General features: G+C 73.0%; 12 protein-coding genes. 6 read left to right on the top strand and 6 right to left on the bottom strand.

Annotation, left to right across the window (positions count from 1 at the left end):
- Positions 1-119: 119 nt before the first annotated feature.
- Positions 120-305 (bottom strand): hypothetical protein, encoded by a 186-nt coding sequence (locus tag KG111_RS09520; RefSeq protein ID WP_205290394.1) that lies wholly within the window; start codon positions 303-305, stop codon positions 120-122.
- 425 nt (positions 306-730) lie between these two features.
- On the opposite strand from KG111_RS09520, the gene KG111_RS09515 reads away from it, so the two are divergent.
- Entirely contained in the window at positions 731-1,321 is a 591-nt protein-coding gene (locus tag KG111_RS09515; RefSeq protein WP_205290393.1) for a hypothetical protein, read from the top strand.
- A 22-nt stretch (positions 1,322-1,343) separates the two neighbouring features.
- Here the strand turns inward: KG111_RS09515 and KG111_RS09510 are convergent, their stop codons facing one another.
- From KG111_RS09510 to pepN, 4 genes are all read right to left on the bottom strand, one after another.
- Positions 1,344-2,660, bottom strand: coding sequence for a DUF1501 domain-containing protein (locus KG111_RS09510; RefSeq protein ID WP_205290392.1), 1,317 nt, complete (start codon positions 2,658-2,660; stop codon positions 1,344-1,346).
- 38 nt (positions 2,661-2,698) lie between these two features.
- Entirely contained in the window at positions 2,699-4,480 is a 1,782-nt protein-coding gene (locus tag KG111_RS09505) for a DUF1800 domain-containing protein (RefSeq protein ID WP_205290391.1), read from the bottom strand.
- A gap of 88 nt (positions 4,481-4,568) precedes the next feature.
- On the bottom strand, positions 4,569-6,041 hold the full coding sequence (locus tag KG111_RS09500) for a DNA recombination protein RmuC (protein ID WP_205290390.1): 1,473 nt from the start codon (positions 6,039-6,041) through the stop codon (positions 4,569-4,571).
- A 64-nt stretch (positions 6,042-6,105) separates the two neighbouring features.
- Positions 6,106-8,586 (bottom strand): aminopeptidase N, encoded by a 2,481-nt coding sequence (pepN, locus tag KG111_RS09495; protein WP_205290389.1) that lies wholly within the window; start codon positions 8,584-8,586, stop codon positions 6,106-6,108.
- A 168-nt stretch (positions 8,587-8,754) separates the two neighbouring features.
- Between pepN and KG111_RS09490 the strand changes: the two genes are divergently transcribed.
- The 5 genes from KG111_RS09490 to KG111_RS09470 are packed head-to-tail and all read left to right on the top strand — an operon-like array spanning position 8,755 to position 13,719.
- Positions 8,755-9,750 carry a putative F420-0 ABC transporter substrate-binding protein gene (locus KG111_RS09490; protein ID WP_205290388.1) on the top strand — a complete coding sequence of 332 codons (996 nt, stop codon included), beginning with the start codon at positions 8,755-8,757 and terminating at the stop codon, positions 9,748-9,750.
- A 13-nt stretch (positions 9,751-9,763) separates the two neighbouring features.
- Positions 9,764-10,843, top strand: a complete 1,080-nt coding sequence (locus tag KG111_RS09485; protein ID WP_249666059.1) for a putative F420-0 ABC transporter permease subunit — start codon at positions 9,764-9,766, stop codon at positions 10,841-10,843.
- The gene (locus KG111_RS09480) at positions 10,840-11,664 is read left to right on the top strand and encodes an ABC transporter ATP-binding protein (protein WP_205290387.1); all 825 of its coding nucleotides are present in this window, start codon (positions 10,840-10,842) and stop codon (positions 11,662-11,664) included. Before KG111_RS09485 ends, KG111_RS09480 begins: the two co-directional genes overlap by 4 nt.
- A 58-nt stretch (positions 11,665-11,722) precedes the next feature.
- A complete protein-coding gene (locus tag KG111_RS09475) occupies positions 11,723-12,718 on the top strand; it encodes a TIGR03557 family F420-dependent LLM class oxidoreductase (protein WP_205290386.1) in 996 nt (331 codons plus the stop codon).
- Positions 12,719-12,771: 53 nt separating this feature from the next.
- A complete protein-coding gene (locus KG111_RS09470) occupies positions 12,772-13,719 on the top strand; it encodes an SDR family NAD(P)-dependent oxidoreductase (RefSeq protein ID WP_205290385.1) in 948 nt (315 codons plus the stop codon).
- Here the strand turns inward: KG111_RS09470 and KG111_RS09465 are convergent.
- The gene (locus KG111_RS09465) at positions 13,716-14,456 is read right to left on the bottom strand and encodes a peptidylprolyl isomerase (protein WP_205290384.1); all 741 of its coding nucleotides are present in this window, start codon (positions 14,454-14,456) and stop codon (positions 13,716-13,718) included. The two genes, KG111_RS09470 and KG111_RS09465, sit on opposite strands and share 4 nt — an antisense overlap.
- Between the last annotated feature and the right edge of the window lie 67 nt (positions 14,457-14,523).

Below are 14,523 nucleotides of genomic sequence, written 5' to 3'. Positions count from 1 at the left end.
TCCGGCCGTGCAGGATCGATGCCCGACAAGAAGTCGACGGCCGAGCGCTTCGGTGCGCCCCCGACGTGTAAGACCTGGCTGCCGTCATGGCGGCGTTCGGGGGAACTGCCAGCGGCGTCCTAGGGCGCGTCGTCGCTGCTCGCGCCCTCGCGCCAGCCACGCCCGAAGGCGCTTGCGGCTGCCATGATGCCGCGGGCGAGGACCGACAGCGCCACGAGCAGCACGCCTGCGGCCAGCGCGAGCAGCAAGAGGCCGCCGATGCCGTGGTCGAAGCAGAGCGCGACGAAGTCCCTCAGTAGGTCCACCTCGTCGAGACTAATGAAGGGGATGGTCCGTGTCTGAGACTGCGTTCACCTGGGTCTCCCTACCCCATCCGCCAAGGGCTTCGGTCGCAACCCGGTCGGCTGGGACTTCGAGCCGACGCCTCTCGCCGCCGACGCGCTCCGGCGCCTCCCGCGGCCCCTGCTCCTCTCCCGGTCGAGAGGGCGTTGGCACGGCGCTGTGCCGGTCGGACCCGGCACGCCGGTGCCGATGGGACCGGGCGGGGAGGCGTCCGCGGTGCACGGTCCGGTCCGCGGTCGACACCGTCGGTACCGACCCCGAGACGTGGCAGTGGATCCTGCGCGTCATGGCGAGCGCCGCCGAGGCGCTGGAGGCTCTGGCGTCGTACGACCGGGGAACATGACGTGTCGCACCGGGGCGGGAGGTCGTGCCATGGCATCCTCGGCGCGTGAGCAGAGCCCTCGGTCCCCCCGCCCAGGCCGCCGACCCCACGCGCGGCCTCGCTCGGGTGCCGGATCCCCGGGTCTGGGGCACGCTCGTCGGAGCCGCCGGGGGCACGGTGTTCGTGCTGGCCAACCGGGGAGACCTACCGGGGCCCTTGCCGGGGATCGCGGTGGCCGCGTGGGCGCTCACCGTGGCGGCGTACGTCTGGTTCGTCCTCGTCGTGCCACGGCCCTTCGGCCCGGTGCCGCAGGTACGGCGGTCGGCCGGCCTCGTCTACCTGACGGGGGTCGTCGGCATGCTGGTGCTGATCCGCGTCGGCTCGCTGTTGCTCGAGGACGCAGACCGCACGGAGCTGCGCCCGGCGCTGATCGTCGTGGCCGTCGGGCTGCACTTCCTGCCCTTCGCGTCCGCGTTCCACACGCCGTTGTTCACCGTCCTCGGCCTGTTGATGCCCGCTATCGGTGGCGTCGGCCTGGTGCTGGGCTGGGCCTGGGACGGCGACGCGGGGGCCTGGGCCGCGGTGATCGCCGGGCTCACCATGCTGACGCTGATCGCTTCGGACGCCGCGCCCACGCGGACCGGCGCTGACGCCTGAGCGGACCCGCGCGCCCGGTCGGCTACCGGGTGACGCCGACCGATGTCACCTTGAACCCGGGGAACGCCTCGGCGAGGGAGATCTCCGGGAACCGGCGGGCGACGATCTCGGCGAGGACGTCGCGGTAGTCGGTGGTGACGGCGACGTCGTCGTCGACGAGGCTGGAGGCGACGTTCGTGAGGCCGGGCCAGGTGCCGTGGTACCGCCCACCCCGGATGCCGGCACCGAGCAGGAGCATGACGTTGCCCCACCCGTGGTCCAGGCCGTGGGCGGAGTTCTCGGTGAGCCGCCGGCCGAACTCGCTCATGACGACGATCGTGACGCGACCGGCCCGCGGGCCGAGGTCGGTGAGGAACGCGTCCAGGTTCGTCGCCAGCGAGGCGAGCTGGGCGGCCATGTTGCCGGAGGCCAGGGTGCCGTAGTCGTTGTGGTAGTCCCAGTTGCCGAAGTCCAAGGTGACCGCGGACGTGCCGACGTCGGCGCGGATCAGCCGGGCGGTGTCCGCGAGCGCCTCGCCGAGACCCTTGCCGCGCCACGAGGTGTCGTAGGCGGCCGCAGGCGCGGGCGGCTCACCCAGGCGGAGGCCCTCCAGGGTCTCGGCGACCTGGCGGGCCTGTCGCACGGACCTCCGCAGCGTCGCCTGGATGTCGGTCGGCACCCGCTCCGCGTCGGCGGACCAGAGCAGGTCCAGGCTCGAACGGCGCCTGGTGCTCCACTCGGCGGTGTCGTGGGCGGGGTTCGCGCCGGCCAGCTCGATGCCGGAGAGCAGTGGCGCGGAGACGGTGGGGTTCGGACCCGAGATGAGGGTGGGAGCCGCGTTCGAGGTCAGGTGCACCCCGGCGAGCGCGTTCGTGGAGCCACCGAGCAGGCGGTTCACCCAGCCCTGGCGGGTCGTGGAACCCGGGTTGGCGTCCTCGACCTCCTCCATCGCGGCGAAGTGGCTCCGGTTGGGGCGGGCCAGGCCCGTCGCGTTCACCGCGGCGAACGTGCCCGCCTCCCAGTGCTTGACCAGGGGCGCCATGCTCGGGTGCAGGCCGAACATCGAGTCAGCGGCCAGCAGCCTGTCCTTGGGGACCGCGATCACCGGGCGGGCCTGGTAGTAGACGGCCTCACCGTGCGGGACGACGACGCCCATCCCGTCGATGGCGCCCCGCAGCGACACGACCACGAGCACGTTGTTCTGCGTGCCCGGGACCGCGGCGTGCGCGACCGAGCGGACGGTGTCGCCGAACACGCCGAGCCCGGCGACACCCGCTGCGGCGGCGGCAGCGGCCAGGACGCCGCGCCTGCTGAAGGTGCGGCGTGCGTCGGCGCAACAGTCGTCGGAGGTGAGGGTCACGTCTTCGCCTTCTGGTCGGCAGGGCAGGTCAGGTGCGGTCAGTGGGTGAGGTGGGTCGGGTTGTCGAGGAGGGGAGCCATTGCCTTCACCCCGAGCCAGTCGGCCAGCGCGGTCGCCTGCCACATGCCCGGGGGCAGCACCGTGGTGGCGCTCAGCCCGATGGCCTCGGCCGAGGCGATGGTGACCGCGGGCTCCGGCGGGCGGCCGGTGAGGTTGCGGTGCACGTGCTCGACGACCTGGGCCACCGTGGGGCTCTGGGACATGTCGGGCAGCCGGGAGCCCGGCGACGGGTAGTCGATGCTGCCGGTCGGCCACCAGCCGGCGAGCAGCGCGGAGTGCATGGAGAAGGAGCGGAGGACCCGGCCGGGGCCGGCGTAGGCGGCCGCGGCATCGGGACGCCCATCAGGTCGCGGCCACGAGTACGGCGCGGGGGCGCCGTAGGAGTAGACCAGGTTGTGCGCGGCGTCGGAGCCCTCGACCGGCTTGCGGACCGTGACGCCGAGCGCCCGCATGGTCGCCACGAAGCCGGACTCCTCGGTGCGCACCTTCTGGTGGGCGGAGGCGAGGAACTCGGGGTGCTGGACGAGGGCCAGGACGACCGGCTTGATGGCGGTGTCGTTGTCCAGGTAGGTCTTGGTCAGCGAGGCCACCAGGGCGGGGGACGGGTCGTCGCTGACGAGGCGTACGGCGAGCTTGCGCATCAGCCGGCGGGCGGTGTCGGGGTGCCGCGCGAGGTGCACGACGAGATCGCGAGCGGCCTGGCCGCCGCGGCCGTCACCGTTGCTCTGGAACCCGGCCACCGCCGCGGCGGACTTGCTGTGCCGCTTGTCGTCGTAGTGGGCGTGGAAGGTCTGCGGCGTGGCCCAGGGGTTGACGGTCCACCCGGACAGGATCCTGCCGGCGGCCTTGACCTCGGCCTCGACGTAGGACCCGACGCCGATCGTGTGCAGCTCGAGCAGCTCGCGCGCGTGGTTCTCGTTCACGGCGCCGGCATCGGAGGAGAAGTTGCCGAGGTAGTACAGCATCGCCGGGTGCAGCGTCGCGGCGAGGAGGATGTCGGTGAACTTGCCCAGGGCGTTGGCGCGCAGCATCGCGTCGTAGTCCTGGCGCCAGTACCAGCCGTCCGAGGTGGCGGGCACGTGGAGATGGTCGGACCAGAACTCGGTCAGCACTTCCCGGACCTGCCAGGTCGAGTGGATGCGTCGTAGGAGGGTCGCGTTGCCCAGGTGCTCGGCGTACTGCCAGTTTGCGACCGTGGCGCTGCGCTCGTTGGTCCAGCGCTGCTGCGGCGTGTGGGTGAGCTCGGGGAACCAGGAGGTCAGCGCCGCCACGGTCGGATGATCGACCGCCGTCGGGGCGAACTGCCGGTGCAACCAGGGCACCGGGCCGCCGGCCGCCTTGATCTCGGCGACCTGGGCCGCGGTGTAGCCGCCGGTGAACCGGGAGACGATCAGGTCGATCGAGGGCCCGCCGGTGTCCGTGACGGCGTCCTCGGGTCGGGCCAGAGCGGCCTCAGCGGCACGCTGTGCAGCCAGGTAGGCGACCCGAGCGGCGGCGGCAGCCTTCGCGGCCTTGGCGGCGGCGGCCCGCGCAGCGACGGACTTCTTCCGCGCAGTCCGGTACGCCCGTCTCGCGCGGGCGACCTTGCGTCCCTTGCGGATGGCAGCGGCCAGCTTCTTCTTCGCCGCCGCGGTCTTCTCTGAGGCGGCCTTGGACTTCTTCGTCGCGGCTTTCGAGCGTGCGAGCGCCTGCTGGTAGGCGGACCTCGCGGTCTCCGCCTTCTTCGCGGCTGCGTCCGCGGCGTTCTTGGCCTCCTGCACGTGCCGAGTGTGCACCGCAACCGTCGGCGCTGGGAACAAACGACCCGCGGATGGGGGAGGCGAAGTGGATCCCGTCACGGCCGGGCGCTCAGCCCGCCTTCTCCTCACCCTCGACGACCTCGGCCTCGGCGAGGTCGAAGTCGAAGGAGAGCTCCTCGCGCTCGAGGTCCGCGATGGCGGCGAACTCGCTGCTGGTCAGCGCGCGCGGGGTCTCCTCGATCTCGGTGGGGGCGGGGATCGTGGAGAGCGGGTCTGCGGCGTTGAGCTTGCGGGCGGCGGGAAGGACGGAGCGCTCGAGGGAGCCGGTGAAGGCGTTGTAGTTCTTCACGCTGCGCTCGATGGAGCGGCCGAGCTTGTCGACGTGCTGGGACAGCGTGAGGATGCGGCGGTACAGGACCTGGCCGAGGTCGAAGAGGACCTGGGCGTCCTCGGCGAGGGCCTCCTGCTTCCAGGTGAACGCGACCGTCTTCAGCATGCTCCACAGGTTCGTGGGGGTGGCGAGCACGATGCCGGCGCCGAAGGCGTGCTCCATCAGCGACGGGTCGACCTCGAGGGCGGCGTTGAGCAGCTGCTCATTGGGGATGAACGCGACCGTGAACTCGGGGCTGGTGGTCAGGCCGGTCCAGTAGCCCTTCTTCGACAGGGTGTCGACGTGGCCGCGGACCTTGCGGGCGTGGTCGGCCAGGAGGCGCTCGCGCTGCTCCGGCTCGATGCCGTCGCGGTGGGCGTCCATGAACGAGTTGTAGGGCACCTTGGCGTCGATCGCCATCTGCTTGCCGCCGGGCAGGTTGATCACCATGTCGGGGCGGCGCATGCCGGAGTCGGCCTCCATCGAGTGCTGCAGCTCGAAGTCGATGCGGTTGAGCAGGCCCGCGGTCTCCACCAGCGTGCGCAGCTGGGTCTCGCCCCACACACCGCGCACCGCGTTGTTCTTCAGCACCGACGCCAGGGTGTCCGCGGCCTTGCGGGACTGCTCCACGGACTGCTGCGTGTGCCGGATCTGCGCGGCGAGCTCGGTGTGCTGCTCCACGCGCGCCTTCTCCAGCTCGTCCACCTTGTGCTGCATCGAGCGCAGGTGCTCCACCACCGGCGTCAGCGTCTTCAGCACCTGCGTCTGGCCGCTCTCGGACTGCTCGCGCTCGACCCGGGCGCGCTCGCGCTCGGCCTCCCGCTCGCGCTGCGCCTGGCGCTGCTGCTCGACGAGCGTGCGGTACTGCGACCGGGCGTCGTCCAGCGCGCTGCGCAGCTCCTCGGCCTGCGCGCTCGCGCTGGCCAGCTCGCTGCGCGTCTGAGCCAGCGCGGCGGCGTCGGCCTCGCGGACCTGCGCCAGCGCCGACTTCTCCTGCTCGCGCACCTGCGCGAGCGCCACCTCGGTGCGGACCTCGGCCAGCTGGATCTCGTTGCGCAGCGCCGCCAGCTCCGCCTCGTGCCGGGCCGCGACGACCTCCGGGGACTCGCCCGCCGGCTCCTCGACCGCCGGCTGCGCGGTGGTCTGGCGCAGCAACCAGCCGAGGCCGGTGCCGAGCAGCAGACCGATGAGCAGTGCGAGGAGGGTGACCATGGGAGGAGTCAATCAGCGTGGCCCGACACAACTCCGCGGGCCACGCCGAACCCGGGGTGTGAGGTCAGTCGGCCCACCGTTGCAGCACGCCCAGGCGCCGCTCCAGCTCGTCGGTCTGGTCGGCCAGTCGACGTCGTACGGCGCCGGGCAGGTCGCGCTCCAACGCCGCCTTGGCCCGGGCGAGGGTGTCCGCGTCGACGTGGGTGAGGGGGAAGAACGCCGCCACCACGACGCCTTGCACCCACCCCTGATGGGCGGCGACGAGGTCGTCGAGCCGGTCGAAGTAGGCCGCGGCGTACGGCGCGGTGAGCTCGAGCTGGTCGGGACGCCACAGCCCGTGGCCGGCCGCGTCGATCTCGTGGTTGGGCACCGAGACCTCCCCGAGCGCCCGGGCCCAGGCGAACTCCTTCGCCTCCGGCGTCGGCAGGGAGGCCACTGCGCGGGCGTGCTGCACCTTCGCCGTGGCGCTCGGTGCCGCGTCGAGGGCGGCGTCCAGCGCGTCGGCGTCGGTGGCGCCGATCTCGGCCAGTCGCCGCATCGCCTTCCAGCGCAGGTCGACGTCGGCGGTGATGCCGGCGGGCAGGTCCTCCCCGGCTGCCCAGCGCGTCAGCACGTCCGCGTCGGTGCTGGAGAGCACCGTGGCCCGGAAGGCGGACAGCTGGATCTCGCTGCCGGGCGTCGCGGCCTGCGCGGCGGTCCGCACCGCGGCGTGGAACCGCGCGGTGGTGGTCTCCGGGGCCATCGGCAGCACCGTCTCCAGCACCCAGGGCAGTGCGGAGCGGACGCCGTCCGCGGTGTCCTCGACCGGGGGCGCGGCGACGAGCAGCTCCGCGACGGCGGCCGGGGAGACCTCGCCGGCGAAGAGCGCCATCCGCACGTTGTTCCACATCGCCGCTCGCAGCTGCGGTTCCTCCATCACCGGCGCCAGCGCGGGCAGCGCCGCCATCGTGACCGCGTCCGGCGGGCTGATCGCCCACGTGGACTCGGTCGCGTCCAGCAGCACCGGTGCCTGGCCCGCGTCGTACGGCGTCTCGTCGGCGTCCAGCACCAGCGGCTCGCGCTGCCAGCCGCCGTCACGGTGCACGGCGACCTCGAGCTGGTGGCGCCGCTGCGCCGGGTACGCCGCCGGAGACGTACGACGCACCACGCCCGCCGCCCGGTCCAACCTCAGCGTGTCCGGGCCCGGCGTCAGCAGCCAGTCCCGGGTGAAGTCGCCCAGGTCCACCCCGGCCGCCCGCTCCCAGCGGCCGAACAGGTCGTGCATCGTGGCGTTGCCGAACCGGTGCGCGGTGAAGTGCTCGCGCAGCCCGGCCAGGAACGCCTCGTCCCCGATCCGCACCGCCAGCTGGCGCAGCACGTTCGAGCCGCGGGCGTACGAGATGCCGTCGAAGTTCTGCAGCGCCGACAGCGCGTCGGGCGCTGCGTTGCCGGCGACGGGGTGGGTGGTCGGCCGGGAGTCCGCGATCAGCCCCCAGGTGCGCCGGGCGTACGACTGGTGCAGCCACGCGTCGTCGTAGGCGGTGGCGTCAGCAGTGACCCGGTAGCCCATGTACTCGGCGAACGACTCGTTGAGCCACAGGTCGTCCCACCAGCGCGGCGTGACCAGGTTGCCGAACCACTGGTGCGACATCTCGTGGGCGATCAGCGCGGCGCGGAAGCTGCGGTCGGCCCGGGTGCTCACGCTCTCGAAGAGCAGCGCGTCGCGGATGGTGATGCAGCCCGGGTTCTCCATCGCGCCGGCGTTGAACTCCGGCACGAACGCCTGGTGGTAGTCACCGAACGGGTAGCGCACCCCGAAGAGCCGGTGCAGCTCGTCGAAGGACTGCCTGGTCAGCGTGAACAGCTCGTCGGCCTCGCGGTCGAGCACCGGGGCCAGGCTGCGCCGGGCGCTGAGGCTGAGCGCGATGTCGTCGTGCTCGGCGCGCACGACGTGGTACGGCCCTGCCACCAGCGTGACGAAGTACGTCGCCAGCGGGGGAGTGGGCCCGATCTCCCAGCGCTTCACCGCGGCTCCGTCGCCCGCGAGGATGCCGGTGTCGCGGGCCGGTGCGTTGCCGACGACCAGCCAGTCCGCCGGGGCCGTCACCGTGAACGAGTACGGCGCCTTGAGGTCGGGCTGGTCGAAGCAGGCGAAGATCGAGGGCGCGGCGTCCATGAACGACATGCCGTAGACGTAGGCGAGCCCGTCGGCGGGGTCGACCGAGCGGTGCAGGCCCTCACCGTCGTTGCGGAAGCCCATGGTCGCCTCGACCACCAGCTCGTGCTCCCCGGCGGGCAGCTCCAGCGCCAGCCTGCCCTCGGCCAGGCCCGCCACGTCGAGCGGAGCGCCGTCGAGGGTGGCGCGGTGCAGCACCCGGGGCTTGACGTCGACGAACGTGCGCACGGCGTCGCTGGTGAACCGGATCGTGGTCCGCGAGGCGAAGGTCTCCTCGCTCGCAGCCAGGTCCAGCTCGACGTCGTACCGGGTCACCGCCAGGTGGGCGGCGCGGTGCTCGGCCTCGGTCCGGGTCAGGCTCCGGGTGGGACTGTTCGCCTCTGTGCTCACACGGAGCACCTTATGTTCGCTACGGTGGGCACCGATCCGTCGGACGCCGACTTCGTACGACGCACCAACTCCCGGACCTGGGGCTGTTGATCACCGTCTCCGCGACTTCGCGTGGAGGCCCGTTCACCGTGCCGCGGCCACGCCGCACCCACCGTCCAGGAGTACTCCGTGCGTCTTGCCCCCCTTGCCTCCCTGGCCGCCTCCGGCCTGCTCGTCCTCACCGTGACGACCGCCTGCGGCAGCGACGCCGCCGTCGACGAGACGGAGGGCAGCGCCGCCGCGGGCTACCCGGTCAGCGTCGACAACTGCGGCACCGGGGTCACCCTCGCCAAGCCCCCGCAGCGGATCGTGACCATCAAGTCCACCTCCACCGACCTCGTGCTCGCCCTCGGCCTCGCCGACAAGATCGTCGGTACGGCGTTCGCCGACGGCCCGGTGGCCGAGGAGTGGGCCGAGGACGCCGCCGACCTGCCGGTGCTCGCCGAGCAGGCACCCTCCCAGGAGGTCGTGCTGGAGACCGAGCCCGATCTGGTCCTCGCCGGCTGGGAGTCCAACTTCGCCGCCGACACCGCCGGCGAGCGCGACATGCTCGCCAAGCTCGGCGTGGCCACCTACGTCGCGCCCTCGGCGTGTCAGGAGCCCGGCTACCAGCCGGCGAAGATGACCTTCGACCTCCTCTTCGAGCACTTCACGGAGGCGGGCCGGGTCCTCGGCGTACCCGAGGCCGCCGAGAAGCTGGTCGCCCAGCAGCGCGCGGCGCTGGACAAGGTCGGCAAGGCGCTGCCCGGCACCACGGCGCTGTGGTGGTCCTCCGGGGAGGACACCCCGTTCGTCGGCGGCACCATCGGCGCACCGCAGATGGTGCTCGACGCCCTCGGCCTGGAGAACGTGGTGCGCGAGAAGGCCACCTGGACCTCCTACGGCTGGGAGGCGATCGTCGACGCCGACCCCGACGTCATCGTGCTCGTCGACGCCGCCTGGAACAGCGCCAAGGACAAGATCGCCAGCCTCGAGGCCAACCCCGCCACCGCGGAGCTGACCGCGGTGCGCAAGAGCCGCTACCTGGTCGTGCCGTTCCCGGCCGCGGAGGCCGGGGTGCGGTCGGTCTCCGCCGCGCTCGAGCTCGCCGACCAGCTCGAGCGCTACGACCTGCTGGTGCGATGAGCGGCCCGAGCCTGTGACCGCGCCCTCGTTCTCCCGCGCCGACGCCGGGCACGCCGTCGGTACGGCGCCAGCCCGGCGCCGACGCGACCGGCTGGCCGCGCTGCTCGGTGCTCCGGTGCTGCTGGTGGCGCTCGTGCTCTCGATCGTCCTCGCCGTCACCGTCGGGCCCGCGGACCTGAGCGCGGGGGAGGTGTGGGGCTCGATCCTGCACCACCTCGGCTTCGGCACGAGCGACCTGAGCGTGCTGCGCGACGGCATCGTGTGGGAGCTGCGGCTGCCCCGCGTGCTGACCGCCGCCGCCGTCGGCGCCGGGCTCGCGGTCAGCGGTGCGGTGATGCAGGCGCTGACCCGCAACCCGCTGGCGGACCCCTACCTGCTCGGCCTGTCCGCCGGCGCCTCGCTGGGAGCGGTGCTGGTGCTGCTGCTCGGGGTGGCGATCTCATTGACCGTGGCCGCGTTCTCCGGCGCGATGCTCGCGCTGCTCGGCACGCTGCTGCTGGCGCGGTCGCTGGGCGTGATCACGCCCAGCCGCACCGTGCTCGCCGGTCTCGCGGTCTCCTCGTTCGCAGGCGCCCTGACGTCCCTGGTGATCTTCTGGAACACCCAGGGCGACTCCTACCGGCAGATCCTGAACTGGCTGTTGGGCTCTCTGGCCGGCGCCGACTGGGGGAGCGTCAAGGTGGCCTGGCTGACCCTGCTGCTCGTCGGGGTGCCGGTCATCCTCGGCGGCCGCGTCCTCGATGCCTTCGCCTTCGGCGACACCGCCGCCGCCGCGCTCGGCGTGCACGTCACCCGCACCCGCTGGTTGCTGCTCGCCGGCACCGCCCTGCTCACCGGTGCCATGGTCTCGGTCAGCGGCTCGATCGGGTTCGTCGGCCTGGTGCTGCCGAACGCGGTGCGCCTGGTCGTCGGGTCCCGGCACCGGCTGCTGCTCCCGCTCTCGGCCCTGCTCGGTGCGATCCTCATGGTGTGGGTCGACACCGGGGCCCGCAGCCTTTTCGAGCCCCGCGAGCTGCCGGTGGGGATCATCACCGTCCTCGTCGGCGCCCCGGTGTTCATGCTCGTGCTGCTGCGCAACCGGGAGCGGGCATGAGCACGACACCCCGCGCGCCGCGGGACGGCACTGCCGCCGGCACCGCCGGGGCGGTGCAGGTCGCCCGCGTCGGCGCCACCGCGGGCGGGCACACGCTGCTGCACGACGTCTCGTTCACGGTGCCCACCGGCGCGGTGAGCGCGCTCGTCGGACCGAACGGCGCCGGCAAGTCCACGCTGCTGCGCGCCCTGTCCGGGGCCGGCCCCCGTGCCGGCGGCAGCGTGCACCTGGGATCGCAGGACCTGTTCGCGTTGTCGCGCCGCGAGCGCGCCCGGCGCGTGGCGCTGGTCGAGCAGGAGGTGCGCAGCGAGTTCGCGCTGACGGTCAGGCAGGCCGTCGCGCTGGGTCGCACCCCGCACCAGTCCCGCTGGTCGCTGACGGCGGCCGACGACGACACCGTGGTCGAGGACGCCCTGGTCCGCGCCGGTGCCGCCGAGCTGGCCGGCCGCGAGCTCGGCACCCTCTCCGGAGGCGAGCAGCAGCGGGTGCAGCTGGCCCGTGCGCTGGCCCAGCAGCCGGAGCTGCTGCTGCTCGACGAGCCGACCAACCACCTCGACGTCCGCGCCCAGCTGCGCACCCTCGGCCTGCTCCGCGAGCTGGCCGCCGACGGCGTCACCGTGCTCGCCGCGCTGCACGACCTGAACCTCGCGGCGTCGTACTGCGACCACGTGGTGGTGTTGGCCGACGGCCGGGTGCGCGCCAGCGGACCGGTGGCCCCGACGCTGACGCCCGCACTGATCGCCGAGACGTACGGCGTACAGGCCGACGTGCTCACCCATCCGCGCACCGGGCGGCCGTTGATCGCGTTCTCACCGCGATGAGCGGCACCCCGGCCCGGACAGCCGGTGCGCGGCGAGCGCCCACCACTACAGTGAGCGCGTGAGCGGTCGCATCGGGTACGTCGCCGCCAGCGACCGGGTGCAGCCACGCGAGGCCGTCGACCTGGCGGTACTGGCCGAGAGCGCCGGCTTCCACGGCACGCTGGTCGCCGACCTGTTCCAGCCGTGGCTGCCCAGCCTGGGCCAGGCGCCGCACGCCTGGAGCGTGCTGGCCGCGCTGGCCGAGCACACCGCCTCCGACTTCGGACCGGGCATGGCCGTGCCGGGCTACCGGGTGCACCCGGCGACCCTGGCACAGGCCAGTGCCACCCTCGCCGCGCTGCACCCCGGCCGGCACTGGCTCACCGTCAGCGCCGGGGAGGCACTCAGCGAGCACGTCACCGGCGGCTACTGGCCGGAGGCCCCCGAGCGGATCAACCGGCTCTTCGAGGCCGTCGACCTGATCAAGCGGCTCTTCGCCGCCTCCGCCGCCGGACGCGACATCCGCTTCGCCGGCGAGCACTTCCAGCTCGAGACCACCCGTCTGTGGACCATGCCGCCGACGCCACCGCCCGTGCTGGTCGCCACCGGGGGACCGGTGACCGCCCGACGGGCCGGCCGCTCCGCCGACGGCCTGCTGGCGGTGGGCGTGACCTACGAGCAGGCCGCGCACATCCTCGACCGGTTCCGCGCCGGCGCGAAGGAGGGCGGCAAGGACGGCGAGCAGATGCCGAAGTGGCTGCACCTCAACGTCTCCTGGGCACCCAGCGGCGAGCAGGCGCTCGCCCAGGCCGTGGAGTGCTACCCGATCGGCGCCATGCGGTTCTCCCGCGGCGACCTGCGCTCCCCGCAGCTGCTCGAGCAGGTCGCCCGGATGGTGCGGCCCGAGGACTTCGCCGGGAGGCTGCCGATCAGCGAGGACCCCGACGTGCACCGCGCCGAGATCCAGCGCTTCCTCGACCTCGGCTACGACCGGGTCTTCGTGCACAACGTCGGGCGCAACCACGGCGCCTTCCTGCAGGCCTTCGGTGAGCACGTGCTTCCGCGGCTGAGCTGACCGCTGTCGCCGAGGCGCGGGAGAACCTGTTCTCGGTGTGCGATTCTTCCGCCATGCGTCCGTGGACCAAGGTGCCGCCGCAGGCGGGACGTCGCTTCGTGATCACCGGCTCCAACGGCGGGCTCGGGCTCGAGACCGCCCGGATCCTCGGCTCGCGCGGCGCCGAGATCGTGATGGCCTGCCGCAGCGTCGAGAAGGCCGAGGCCGCCGCCCGGACCGTGCCCGGCCACGACAAGGGCCGCGTCACGGTGCGCCGCGTCGACGTCAGCGACCTGGCCTCGGTGCGGGCGTTCGTGGCCGAGGAGCAGGCCGAGGGCCGCGGGATCGACGTGCTCATCAACAACGCCGGCGTCCTCGGGGTGCCGCACTCGGTGAGCGCGGAGGGCGTGGAGATGCACTTCGCGACCAACTACCTGGGCCACTTCGCGCTCACCCTCGGCCTGCTGCCGCAGCTGCGCGACCGGGTGGTGATGCTGAGCTCGCGCGAGCACCGCTCGGGACGCATCGACCTGGACGACCTGGGCTGGGAGCGGCGGCCCTACCGGCCGTTCGCGGCGTACGGCGCCTCGAAGCTCGCCGACCTGCTCTTCATGCGCGAGCTGGACCGCCGGCTGCGCGCCACCGGCTCGCCGGTGCGCTCGGTCGGCGCCCACCCCGGCGCCACCGCCACCTCGATCACCAGCGGCAGCGGCCACCCGCTGATCACCTGGATCGGCCACCACGGTCACCGCCTGGTCGGCATGCCCGCCTGGCGCGGCGCGTTGTGCACCGTGTACGCCGCCGTCGCCGACATCCCTGGCGGCACCTACATCGGTCCGCACGGCCGCACCGAGTTGTGGGGTTGGCCCGCGCCGGCGCGGATGTCGCCGAAGGTCGAGGACACCGCGCTCGCCGCGGCGCTGTGGCAGCGCTCCGTCGAGCTGACCGGAGTCGACCTCGAGGAGCCCGGTGCCGGGCAGCCCGGCGCTGGGCAGCCGGGTGGTGGCCAGCCGGGGGCCTAGCCGATCGAGATGCTCTTGAAGGTGACCGGCGTGTTCGGCCGGCCGCCGCCGCTCTGCGCCCAGAAGCCGTCGTTGCCCGACGCCGTCGCCTTCTTCAGCGTGGCCAGGGACGCCTTGTCGAGGTGGCCCCACACGGTGTAGCTGGGCGGGAAGCCGGAGTCGCCGAAGACGATGAAGAACTGCCCGCCGCCGGAGTCGGGGTAGCCGGTGTTGGCCATCGCCAGGGTGCCGGCCCCGTAGGTCTCGGTGCCGTCGATCTCGTCCGGGATCGTGTAGCCGGGGCCGCCGGTGCCGGTCTCGGGGGAGGGCTGCTCCGCCTTCGGGTCGAAGACCGGGTCGCCACACTGCAGGAACTCGAAGCCGGGGTCGTTGCCCTGGCGGTGGCACGACGTGTTGTCGTAGTAGCCCTGCTCGGCCAGGGAGGCGAACGACGCCACCGTGCACGGCGCCTTGTCCGCGTCCAGGACGACCTTCAGGTCGCCCACCGAGGTCTTCAGCACCGCGTTCACCTTCTCGGTGTACGGCGGCGTGGGCGCCGGCGGCTCGACGTCGCGCGCCGGCTTGCCGCTCGGGGTGAACTCGCACGCGCCCTCACCCGACGCGGTCTCCGTGCTCGTGCCTGCGCTGCTGGGCTTGTCGTCGCCGGCGGAGCTGCTCTGCGACTCGTCGTCGCCACAGGCGCTGAGCGCGGTGAGCAGGAGCAGGGCCGGGACTCCGGCAAGCAGGCGGGTGCGCATGGGGCAGCATGCTACGCAGCGTCGCGGAGCGCCCCGAGCCTCGGGTCACGAGCACAGGAGGATCGGT

Origin of the sequence: Nocardioides faecalis (genome assembly GCF_018388425.1) — a bacterium.
Lineage (GTDB): Bacteria > Actinomycetota > Actinomycetes > Propionibacteriales > Nocardioidaceae > Nocardioides > Nocardioides faecalis.
Note: the sequence above shows the minus strand (reverse complement) of the source record. Positions and strands in the feature narration are given on the sequence as shown.